The following is a 12724-nucleotide window of genomic DNA, read 5'->3' as shown; positions in this document are numbered from 1 at the left end:
CTCCCAGATGCCCAGCAGCCTGAGAAATTGCGCTCCACTTGACGACGCGTTTGCATTCGACCCGAACAGCAACTTGCATTCGTTCTGACCAGCAATTACATCGTATTTGACCAACACGCGTTGAAACCAAGATCGGCAGAGAACGGCCAGAAACGGACGGAGGATTACCGTAGGCGGCTATGGAACATTCAGCTTCTACAAACCGTGTCAGTCACGGCGCTGACTAGAAGCGTCATGCAAAGGAGTACGCACACGCAAACCGCAGTGGCGCACTGGTTTCTAACTACCAAGTTTTTTCGCAGGGGAACCACGCAAGCAGCTTCAAGCCTGCGCCGCGATACTGGCTTTGCTTTGGAACATGGCGGTGTCGGCCTTGAAAATCAGATCGTCCAGAACTTCGCCATCTTCCGGATACCACGCCACCCCTAGGCTGGCGCTGACCTTGAGTTGGCTGTTTTTCCATGGAATGGGCAGGTCGACGGCCTTGCAGATTTCATCGGTGATGCGCTGGATATCGCCTCTGCGATGCGCGCAGTCGAGCAGCACTACGAATTCGTCACCGCCCATGCGCGCGGCTATTTCGAACTCGCGAATATTGGATTTGATGGCCCTGGCTACATGGATCAGGATGGCATCGCCTGCCTGGTGACCAAATTGATCATTGATCTGCTTGAAGTGATTCAAGTCGATATAGCACAGGGCCAGATGTTCTCCACGGCTCTTCGCGACCAGCAGCTTCTGACTAGCAAAGGGAATAAAGCTATTGCGATTGGGTAAGCCAGTCAGGCTGTCATAGAAGGCCAGCTTGTGTACTGCCTCTTCGGCGAGTTTGCGCAACTTGATCTCGTTGCGCAGATGGCGCTGGGCATTTAACAGAACCAGAGCGAACATAAAGACAAGCACACAGCCAATACTGATCAGCACAATGGTCTTGCGCAGCCGCTCGACGAGTTGTGGCGGGTTTGGATCGTAAATGAAGTTTTCCAGACCGGCGATGTTGTCGACCATACCCAGTTCGAGAAAGGTTTCAGCCATTCGTTGCCAACGCCCCGGATTCATATGACCGATCTCTATCAGGTCAGATACCACCAGCGGACGCATGGCCTCAGCTTCGAATTGCAAGTGCGCGCGACTTTTCTTCACCGAATACTGATTGAGCAGCAGGTCTATGATTTGCTCGGGGTTATCCATCGCGTAACGCCAGCCGCGCAAGGTAGCGCGGCGGAAGGCCTCGACCCGCTGTGGATTTTCGTCAATCTCGGCCTGACTGGTGAACAGGATGTCGCTGTAGAAGTCGATCCCATAGGTGACGGGCGAGATGATGTTGTAATCCACGCCCCGCTCTTGCAGGTAGAAGGGCTCGTTGGTCAGGTACGAGTTGAACGCAGCCACCTTACCGCTGGCTAGATCCCCAATTTGAAAACTGCTGGGTAGAAGTTGTAGTTTTTCGAGGGGTATACCCTCGCTACGGAACATCGCCAGAAAATCAGCATCGGTCTGTGCATCCATCAACATCAGCGGCTTGTTGATCAGGTCGTGCACAGTGCGAACACCTTGGTCTGTGCGAGCCACGAGCACGGAAGGTGAATGCTGAAAAATCACGGCCAGCGCTACTAAGGGCTTTCCATGCAGGCGTGCGTAGAGCAATTCACTATTGGCTTCGCCGTATTGGGCACGCCCAGATAGCACTTCTTCGACTGGTGTGACATTGGGGCCACCTTCGTGCAAGCGCACATCCAGTCCTTCTTCGCGGTAATAGCCCTTTGCGATCGCGGCATAGTAGCCCGCGAACTGGAACTGATGCTTCCAACGTAGCTGTACATCAATCACCTGTTTGGCGCCATTCTGTTGAGGGCCAGGATCGGCCCACGCAGACTGATCCCAAAGCAGCACTAAACACAGCAGTCGGCGCAGCTGAACCAGGAGAAGTCTCTTCGGCTGGCCTAGCGTGTTAGAACAGCAACAGAGGCTGGGCATGATAATAATCCGGCAATCGCGCTAATCGTTGAGCATGCAAAGCGTGGCACATCATTGTGACATCACTCATCCGGGGCCAGCAATCGCGCGCCACGATAACCAACGCGGCCGTTATCCTCGCTTGCGGCGTGATTGGCGTTTGTTTCCCTACAACAGACAGCTACGGGTCGATCTCTGCCGGTCACACCCACAACCTGTGCTGGTCAAATCTGACGCAATGACTGGTCAGGTCGAATGAAAAGGGTGATCAAGTCAGTGCAATTACACAGCAGCCAAAACACGGCACCTTCGCTTCGATCACGGGTCCTTTGGAAGGTGACTAGGATTGGGGTAATTCGAACCCCGATGTTTTTACAGATTCAAGTGGCTATTGGGGGTTCCGTATCCGGTTGGGCATTAGGTTGGTATGTGGCCAAGACACCCTACCCAACTCTGCCAGCTCTTACTGAAGGTGTTCAGGTGTCAGGTAAGAAGGGGCGGCCAGCGCCCCCCTAATCGCTGTGGGCGACCCAGATAGAGGGTGTCGGGATGAGTGAATATCTAACCGTACCGAATCCCGTGGTCTAGGTGATCAGCACTCGCGACTACCTGTCTAAGCCTAGAGGCGGTGCTTAATCCCTACTTCCGTCATACGTCGAACTAAAAATTCTTTCCTCAGCTATGATCGCCTAATGAGTTTTAACCAAGGCATCGCATTAGCTATGTTCGAAATAACAGGGTCTGACATCTCAAATCTGAGCGACGGCAATTTACGCACTCTCGTTGCGCGCTTGGCATTATCTGAGCTACGCGCACAAGGATGCCCGCTATCGTCGGTTACCGCAGGTGGCAACCAAGATGCTGCGGACGGCGGACTTGACGTTCGTGTTGAGTGTCTTGGTCCACTTACTAAACCCGATTTCGTACCACGAAAGCTCACAGGTTTTCAGGTTAAAAAACCCGACATGCCGGCAAGTGCGATCCGGGACGAGATGCGCCCCAAAGGCACACTGCGAGCCGTAATCAGTGAGCTAGCTGCAGCATCCGGTTCGTACATTATCGTAAGCGCCCAAGGATCAGTCGCGGATAAGCCGCTGGCGGATCGGCGTAACGCGATCCGTAAGCAGCTTGGTAAACATCGTGATGCCAGAAAACTTCACACAGACTTCTATGATCGAGACAGGTTGGCCACTTGGGTCAACGAATATCCGGGTATTGTAGCGTGGGTTCGTATGCAAATCGGGTTGCGCTCAGCTGGATGGAGCAGCATAGGCAACTGGATCGGAACGACAGTGGTCGAGCCAAACAAGTTTCTCTCTGACGATAACGCATGTCTAACAGATGAGGGGAGCCGAGAGCCAATACAACTAACCATCGCCGAAGGCATCGCCAAGCTACGCGAGACGTTAAAAACCCCAGGTCGCTGCATTCGATTAGTCGGTTTATCAGGTCTTGGTAAGACACGACTTGTGCAAGCCCTATTCGAAAGTCAAGTGGGGATCGAGTCACTTGATCCTAGCCTTGCGGTTTACACTGATTATTCTGTGGAGACCGATCCGACTGCACGGGATATGGCGCGCGAACTTATAACACGAGGCAATCGCGCTATTTTGGTAGTAGATAACTGCAATCCCGCCACTCATAGCGAACTCGCACACATCTGCGCCCATAGTGAAAGTTGCGTCAGCCTGCTGACTATCGAGTATGATGTAAGCGATGACGAGCCAGAACAAACCGAAGTTTTTCGACTCCGCTCAGCATCAACTGACCTAGTTGCACAATGGCTGAAACAGACCTTCCCGAACGTATCACAGGTTGATCGGGGTAGGATTTCAGAATTTAGCGATGGCAACTTCCGCGTAGCTCGGGCTATATCCGACACTCTGAGAAAAGGCGAAACTTTAGGGAAACTCAAAAACCGCGACTTATTTAAGCGAATCTTCCAGCAACGCAATGAACACGATCAAGATCTGCTCCTCGCAGTTGAAGATCTCTCACTTCTTTATTCAATTGATGGTGAGGACAGTTCGAACGAAAGTGAACTAGCAAAAATCTCGCGCATTCGTACAGTGAATACGAATGTGATGTATGCAGCCCTTATAAGATTAGGACAACGCGGCATAGCACAATCCCGTGGCCGGTGGCGGGCAATTCTACCACATGCAATTTCTAACTTTTTAGCTGCATCCGCACTGGCAAGAATCCCCCCCGCAGAGTTCGACTATTTCTTCGAAAATCTGACACCAAGAATGCAGAAGTCGCTCTCACGACGTTTGGGTTTTCTTCACGATAGTCCTGAAGCTAGTTCAGTGGTTTCCCGCTGGCTATCTGCCGACAGTACTCTAATAAACTTATTTTCGATAGAGGCGGAAGGGCTTCAGATCATCACTAATCTAGCTCCTGTTGCTCCTGATGTAGTGCTTGCCAAAATTGAGCTCGACCTTAGTGGTGACAATGCTGAACTAATGCTAGCGCCTACTTTCTCAAATCGTTGGCAGTTGATACGGCTTATCAAGATGCTTGCATACGACACACAACTATTCGAACGATCAGCAATTTTGCTTTCCCGATTTGTATCAACCGAACTTGAAAGCAATAGGGGAAATTCCAATTCCGCACGTGACACTTTTGCGGAGCTTTTTCACTTATACCTATCAGGTACGCAAGCGCCACCGACTAAAAGATGCGAAGTGATCGGAAAACTAGCCACATCAATTGACTCAGGGCAACGCCACTGTGCATCAATTGCACTTGATGCGATGCTTATGACCGGTAGTTTCACGTCATCGAACAGCTTCGAATTCGGCGCTAGGCCACGCGATTGGGGCTGGTCTCCGAAATTCAATAGAGATGTTTCGGATTGGTACAACTCTGCCCTTTCGCTCAGTGCAGATCTGTCAGAGACTATTGATGACTTACCTAAAATCATCGCTCGTAGAATTCGAGCACTATGGGCAATACAGCAATGCCACGAGTTACTTGAAAGTATCGCCCAGTCTTTAGTGAGAAAAAAACCTTGGATTGAGGGTTGGCTTGCTTTTCGAGCAACGCTTAGGTACCAGGGCAATACGATGCGTCCGAACATTAAGGAAAAGTTGCATACAATTATTGATCAATTGAAACCGTTAGACCTTCTCCATCAGGCACGCGCTATAGTTCTAAGCGGAGATGGGAGTGGCTGGGACATTGTCGACGGCGACCCAGATGACGACGATGTCATGCGGCCGTGGGAAAGAGCCTCTAAGATGGCTCAGGAAGTAGGTCGTTTTCTCGCACAAGACGATAAAACACGTAAGGAATTTGTTTCTGAGTTGATAACCTCACAAAACCAGCAACGTGTGTTTGAATGTGGCCAAGGACTTGCTGAAGGTGCCGCTGATCTACTTGCAATGTGGCAAGAGCTAGTTGATACGTTTGCATTGAGCACACTTGAAAAACGCGACCCAACGGTTCTCGGTGGCTTTGTAAATTTTGCATATCAACGTGATGCCACGTTCACATCGCAAATACTGGACTCCACCATTAATAATCCCGACCTAAGATCATACCTACCGTTCCTCCAGGCTCGGATTGGAATTGATAGCGCGGGAATCAAACGTCTGAGACACGCGATTAGTAAAGGCGTAATGAACTCAACGGAATTTAACCAAATAGCCAACGGTAGTGTCATCGAATCGCCGCCGAAGGACCTGGGGGGACTTCTACTCGACGTAGCTAACTTGGCGGACGGTGTGGCGGTTGCTCTCGACATTCTAAGCATGCATTTTTTCAATGACGCGAAGATAGAAAAACCTTGGGATCAGTCAATTATTAAAATTGGTCGAAGCCTGTTAACGCGCATGAACTTTCAAAAAAACAAACCACGCCACGATTACCAGATGAAGACAGTAGTGCGTGTTTGTTGTTCAGGGGACGAAGGTGAAGAAACTGCGCGCGAAATGTGTTTCAACCTCCATAACGCAATTGCGTCATATCAAACATCCCCCCACGAAGTACGCCACCTGATCGAAGGCCTATTCGAAACTCAAACATTAATTGCACTAGATATATTCTTGCTTCATGGCGCAACGACAAACAATAGCCACTTTATCGAATTACACTTTGATTTTGATTCACCCATTGAAAAAATTGAGTCAACGGCGCTTCATAAGTGGGCAAGTATAGACCCAATCTTGCGCTACGAGTTACTTGGTCAATCCATACCCATGTTCAAGCATAAAAACGGCGAAGATAGTGATGATATTGACACACTTTTCTTAGAGCTACTGGAATATGCGCCCAACAAAACGGCCTTTCTCGGAGACCATTACACGCGCTTGCAAGCCCGGAGCGGAGTAGGACCTCTAGTTGATATTCTAGAGCGAAGACGCTCGAAAATTCTAAAACTAATGGACCACCACAATACGGATGTTACAGATTGGATTAACGACATCCTTCCCGATCTCGAACTTTGGATTGAGAAGGAGCGGCAACGTAATAAAAGCAATGAACAAAGTTTCGAATAAGGAGCTGCCATGTGCGTCCCCATTGAAAAAAAACCTATCTTATTCAACGATACTTTAAGACCTAAAAACTCAAAAACCACACTTAACCAACATTATTCGATCACTCCCCAACAGCAATCAAAAAAACACATAACAATCAACCTGAACACAAAACCAACACATCAACACCCTAAACCTAATCACTCAGGGAGTGTGTGAAATGGATCACGCAAAAATATTAAAAAGTCTTTATAGGCAACCCGAACTAAGCGCCTCATTAATTACTGAAACCTTCAAGCGAAGCGCAGGCACATTAGTAACAGTGAACGACGTAGATGTGGGCAGACCAGGATTTAAAATAACCTGCGACAACGAAACCTTTCTACTACTCAAACATTCCATTGACTTTTACAACAGAAACTGGGGAAGAACAACTTTAATTCAATCTAGTATGCTTCCGTATGGTATTCCAGTGCCTTTATATTTAGGTCAGGGAGATATGTCGCGTAGTTTTCACAAAGCCACGTCAGCGCGGGACCCAGCTAGCGCTGTTGAAAACTGGCTTAATAATATATTCGAAATGGATTTAGCGGCAGCATACTTTTTAAATTACTTCTCAAAAAGCGATGCACTTAAAGATTATCAATTAATAATCCTTGAATCAATAGAATCTTTTTACATGGGACTTGACCACTCAGCAATAATGTCATTAATACCGGTCTTTGAAGGAGGACTACGAAACCTACAAAACTTACTTTTAGAAGAAGACAATAAAAATGTAAAGGGCACAGTTTTCGAAAAAAGACTTAGAAGCATTTTAAAAAACTGGGGAAGTCGTCGTGTTAGCGATTACAACTGGCATCCCGGGATATACGGTATCGACAGCATTGAGGTAGACTTTTATACACACATATGCCCACAATCCGACATTATAAACTGCTTTAGACTGTTCTTTAAGGACGTCCTTTACAAGCCTACGGAATTACAAAATGATGGATTTAATAGACACATAATAGTTCACATGCTTGGAAACAATTTCAACCGCGCGACTAATTTTTATAGAATATTTATCGCACTAACACATATCACATTTATTGAAAGCTTAACCAATAAAAACATACCTTTCTCGTGGAAAGGATATAATGAAGAATCTAGAAGACTGGGACTGTATTTTGAACAGATTTCAAAAATCATGGATGGCCGTCGCAGCATGATACAAAGCTTCGGTGTACAAGAGTACCCCTAGATGAATATTAATTAAGTTGATATAAAAAATAAGCGAACCACTAGAATCCAAAATAGAAAATCTCATGCGGGCGCCGATTCATCTCTCCAAGATGATCAACAACATGCTCCACGTGTGAAATCCGCATCGATCTTATCCTTTCGACAGTAAATATAATGTCTCATTGGCTCTCAGCCGTTTCGAATACTTGATCTAGCAGCATAGCGAAACCTATAACCCGCCAGAGTTTTTTGATAAGCTGACGAAGTCTTTAGCGGTGGTTTCATTCAGTTGATAACCCGGCAAGACGAAAGACAGATCTATACTCTTAAGACTTCGACTGGCGGTTTACGGGGTTATAAAAACTTCCAATTTCTCGGTACCGCCCCATTAAAGACGGTTATCACACTATTCGGTATGCAGCGATCTAGTTTGTTGTGAGCCGAGCGTTAATCTAGTACCACAGACGCCCTGTGAAATCGCGCATGATATTGCGCCAGCAGCAAACACCATGTATCCCTCCATGCATCCCAGAATCAAAAAACTTTTAAATAACTCAGATAAAACATCATGTTAACAATCCAGTTCAAATGTCTGTGTAGCCACCAAGTACTAAAAACGGCTTACCGAAAGGTAAGCCGTTTTTTTATGCCTCGCGAAAAGTGCCGGGGCCGCCGTAGAGAGGAGGCGATTCAGATCACTGCTGGTTTTTGTGTCCTCACGCGCTGGTCTGCCAAGTCAATGGTCAGGTCATGCCTGGGCAAGCGGTCCAGCGTATCGTTCAGGTTCATTCGCAACGGTTTATCGGGGTCCACTCCGTATTCAAGGTCAGCATTCACACGCTTCTGGGTGTAACTCAAGCCGGCACTGCTGGAAAAGCTGAGATTCGCCCCAGCGGGTATGGACATGCCATGGGACTGGGTGGCGGTGTAGCTCAGGCTCATGCTTTTAACCCGCAGGTTGCGACGATCACTCAGGGCCTGCCGGATCAGCGGCTCGGTATTGTCACCGGCAAGATGGCGACGCTCTATCGTGCGCAGGATCTGCGGCTTGAGCTCCATGCCGAGCTTCACCGAGGTGCCCTCACCGTGCTGCAATTGATTGATCACCCGGGCAAGCTGAGGGTCGTCCTTTAACCACTGTTCAATGGCCGCTTTATTGGCCGGTGCCACATCATCCAGCCAGGCATGACGCCCATCATCGCGTAGCCCCACGCGTGTGACGGAGGACTCGACCGACGCCAGTTGGCGCAGCCCGTTTTTCACCAGGTCTTGCTGGGTCATCAACTTATCCAACGACTGGCTGATGGCATGGTAAGCGTCCGGCTTGGTCACCATGGGCGGATGGGCCGCGAGAAATCGCTGCACTGTAGCCAACTGTTGATCCGCTGTAGTGCCCGACTGATCAATGCCCGCCAAATCATGCTTGAAGGTCGACGAATAGGCCGAGACGCTGCGTTTGAGGTCATCAATTTGCGACTGAGTGACCGGCTCCGGATGCTTGAAAGAAAAGCTGAAGGCCTGCGATTCCCCGCGATCAAACTTCACCATGACCGAGAGCTCCGGCAACGCAAACCCAGCCACGCTCGGCCCACCGCTTTCGAGACTGCCTAACGCCAATACATTGACCGGCGCGAAATTGGCCCCCACGCCGCCCTGCCTGAGTAGTTGCGCACTGGTTGACGTCGCTTGGCTGGCGCCCGTTGCGGTGTGCGTGGTGGACTGACTCTTGTCCGCATGCGCGAGATTGAGGTTGCCCACCCAACCGATGCCAGCGCGAATCACGGAGTCCAGCTCGGCGATGTTTTCCTCTGGGCTGTACATCAGGCGTAATTGCGCGAGCGCGTCCAGGCTTACATCACCACTGAGCTTCGAACTCGTGCCGGCAGCGTGCGCGTCACCCAGCGCCAGCAAGTCGTAGACCGTGCCCTGCTCGCCGGTCAGGATCGACATCATCTTGCCAAAATCTGCCTCCTTGACGTCAAATTCGATGCTCGCCCCGGTGGTCTTGGCCACCGCCGCGGTCAGTTCACCAGCGACCCTGAAACCAGGCCCCACCGGCCCCGGCCTGGTGCCTAGCGTCTGCCCCCAGCCCACCGAACCGGCCAGTCGCCGCATATCGTCCGCACTGATCTCAACCCGAGCACCTTTGTCGGTACGGCTGATACTCACGCCGTGGGTGTGAGCCTTGGAGGCTCCCAAAAAAAACTCCACGGATGCCATGGGCTTTATCCCCGTCACCATCAACCCCAGGCTTTTACCTTGGGTGCGGCTAGGCGCAAGTGCCTGGCCACTGCCCAGTTGCTGTACCTGCTGGGTCATTGCCTCCTTGATGGACGCATCGGAGGGCGTCCCCAACAGGCCCGAGAGATGCCAGTGAAGAGCCGATCCTGGTGTTCCAAGGTCCTTGGCCAACAATTTGAAGTTGCCGTACAGCGACTCCGCTTGACCGTAACTGGCGATACCCTGACTGGCCATTGTGTGTACAGGGCTGTCTTTAAACGCCTGCATGATGTCGTTCAGCGACGTTTCAATACGCGCCAGGGCACTTGGGCTATGACCTGACATACCGTCAAGCGCTTGAGCCAGGTCCGCCAATTGCTTGAGCGTGTTCGCATGATGAATCAGGTCGCCCTCGATAAGTGCCGAGGGATGGTCCAGGTCGCGCTTGCGTCCTGGCTGCCAAGCGGGAAGCGCCAGGTTCTGTCCCTCAAAGTTGGCCAACATCACAGCGGTCGACTTTTCCGCCGACGGAGAGACCCGCTTGAACGCCTCATACAGCTGATGCAGCGTTGAACCAGGGTTAATCGTCGCCCTGCTCAATGTGGGCCGAGGGTCAAACGCGACCCCGTGTGTATCCCCCAGGCGGCGAGCGCTGGACTGGCTGCTTTTTTCGACCTTGGTCAGTGCGTCGCGGATCTGCCCGGCCAGTGCCTGCCGCTGCCCCGGCCCGCTCAGGGACGTGAGCCGCGCCTCCAGATCCGTTGGCACCGGCTTGCTCTGGGCCAGGGGCTGGAGCTGGTCGTGCAATCGCTTACCGTCCGCATAGACCGGCTCCAGCCCCCGCCGGCCTTTGAAGTGTTGCTGTATATCCCTACCCATTTGGCTGAGCGATTGCAAAGGGTGGAAGTGCGCCTTGACCCCTTGGAAAAAATCGCGCTTGAGCGGCATGCCCTCCCGCGTTTGCCCCATGACGTTGCTGCTTACCGTCAGCGCACCGCCGGAAAACGGCGCACGCACCGGCATGCCCGCCAACTTATCGGCCAGTGACGGTGCCGGGGTGGTCGATAACACCGGGCCCCACTCCATCGCACTGGCGGTGGCCGTATCCAGTCGGTGGAACTGCTTATTCCACCCACCCACCAAGTGCTTATCGGCGCCCATCCGCAGCGACTCCAAAGGTTGTCGATCCGGGAGTTCAACCTTGCGCCAACTTTGCGCAATCGCGGTATTGCCTTGCCAGGCTTGATGATCCGCCTTGAACAACTCGCCACCCCGGGTGTGCGCATAAAGATTGCCCTCGTGATCCAACGCCAGTGTCTTTATGTCAATCGGCGGGGACAGGGGCAACGGCCTGGAGACCCCGTCTTGATGGACCTGAAGCTGGTTATCCTGGTCCACGGTGACAAAATTACGACCATCCGCCACGGCGAATCCCGTCACGCGCCGGTGGCTATCCCCCGCGAGTACCTCGTCCAGGGAGACGTGCGGGCGCGGCGCAGGAAGAGCCGCCAGATCATGGCTGGCCCCTTCAATCAACGGGTCGCGCACTTTACTGATGGCCACCGCTTTCAACTGCCCGTCTTGCAGTACATAGGCGCGACCATCCAGCCCCCGCTCCAGATGCTCGAGATCCGGTTGGGCCGCGTTTTCCCAGCGTTGGGCCGCGTCATCCCACGTCAGCAGACTGCCGGCATCCAGCGCAACCTTGCCCCGTTGCCCGAGATCAACCGCCGCCGCCAGCGCCTGCAGGCTGGGCAGCGGCAGACCTTTCTCGATCCCCTTGACCAACACATCGCTGAGGTTCCATTGCGGGCTGAGTGCGTTGCCCTCACTCAAGGGGACGCTGTGCAATTGCTGGCGTGCGTCGCGAACCTGGGCATTGAGTTGCCCCGCGTCATCATGAAAGAACCCTTCCACACTGACGGCCCCCTTCAACGCCCGCTCCAGCGAGTCGACCGGTTGCGGGACCATCGGAAGCGCATGCCCCTGCGCCGTGCGCAGGTCTGCAAAGACGCATTCACCGTCCGAGGTAGCGCCGTACAACGTGCTTCCCGACACCCCAATACGCGTGAGCTGCACAGGCAATCCTGTCTCATCGACGGGGTGCAGGACCTGCTCGCCAACGCCCTGAAGATGCACGCACGAACCCTGCGGGGACTGACTCAGCAGCGCCGTCATGCGCCCTTGCGCGCTGCTGTCTGCAAACCCCTCGGGGGTCTTCAGCAACTGCCCTTCTTTCGTCAGGCCAATACGGCTGAATGCACGGGCATCCGCGTCGGGCGTCCAGGACAACGTGAGGGGTTCAAAGCGAAACAGTCGCCTGCCCTCCAGACGGAACTGCTGGCCCTCTACAGTCGTTTGAACAGCGCTGACACTCCCGATATGAGCACGACCGGGGCTATCGACGGCACCGCCGGAAGCATCAGGAAGACTGCTTTTGAACACCGCAGCAACCGCCGGCGTGGACTGAATATGGAACAGATACTGGCGCTCATCCTTCATCCGCAAGGTCTGGCTGCCAGCGGCAGAAGGACCGTCGGTCACATACTGTTTATTCGGTTGGTTGAGGTGATGGGCGATATCACGCCCTGCCAGGGTCGTATCAGCCTGTACCTTCCCGTCTTTGAGACCGACATCGAACTGCATCGAGGTCGGTTGCAGCGTTCGATAGTGGTTCAGCGACATGTTCGGCAACAATGGTGGGGGGGTGCGCGGGTGGGACTCCTGGCTCCACCTCGGCAAAAACTTGCTAAGGTCGTGCTGTAATTTCTTAAGAGGGTCGAGTTCTATGTGCATGGTAGTGCTCCCGAACGAAATCAATCACAGCTGTCTAGTGG

Annotated in this window: 4 protein-coding genes; 2 read left to right on the top strand and 2 right to left on the bottom strand. The window is 52.2% G+C overall.

Translation table 11 applies throughout. The features are described 5' to 3' along the window. Window positions 1–321 precede the first annotated feature (321 nt). On the bottom strand, window positions 322–1977 hold the full coding sequence (locus tag ACI512_RS06920) for a GGDEF domain-containing protein (RefSeq protein ID WP_236380564.1): 1656 nt from the start codon (window positions 1975–1977) through the stop codon (window positions 322–324). Window positions 1978–2648: 671 nt separating this feature from the next. On the opposite strand from ACI512_RS06920, the gene ACI512_RS06915 reads away from it, so the two are divergent. Both ACI512_RS06915 and ACI512_RS06910 read left to right on the top strand, forming a co-directional pair. After that, window positions 2649–6461 (top strand): hypothetical protein, encoded by a 3813-nt coding sequence (locus ACI512_RS06915; protein ID WP_236380566.1) that lies wholly within the window; start codon window positions 2649–2651, stop codon window positions 6459–6461. Window positions 6462–6660: 199 nt separating this feature from the next. Beyond that, entirely contained in the window at window positions 6661–7686 is a 1026-nt protein-coding gene (locus ACI512_RS06910) for a hypothetical protein (RefSeq protein ID WP_405121722.1), read from the top strand. A gap of 671 nt (window positions 7687–8357) precedes the next feature. On the opposite strand, the gene ACI512_RS06905 is transcribed toward ACI512_RS06910, so the two are convergent. Beyond that, window positions 8358–12683: an AvrE-family type 3 secretion system effector gene (locus ACI512_RS06905; RefSeq protein WP_405121721.1), complete on the bottom strand. Its 4326-nt coding sequence runs from the start codon at window positions 12681–12683 to the stop codon at window positions 8358–8360. Between the last annotated feature and the right edge of the window lie 41 nt (window positions 12684–12724).

It is taken from the genome of Pseudomonas petroselini (genome assembly GCF_045037875.1).
Lineage (GTDB): Bacteria > Pseudomonadota > Gammaproteobacteria > Pseudomonadales > Pseudomonadaceae > Aquipseudomonas > Aquipseudomonas petroselini.
This window is presented reverse-complemented; position numbering and strand designations above follow the sequence as displayed.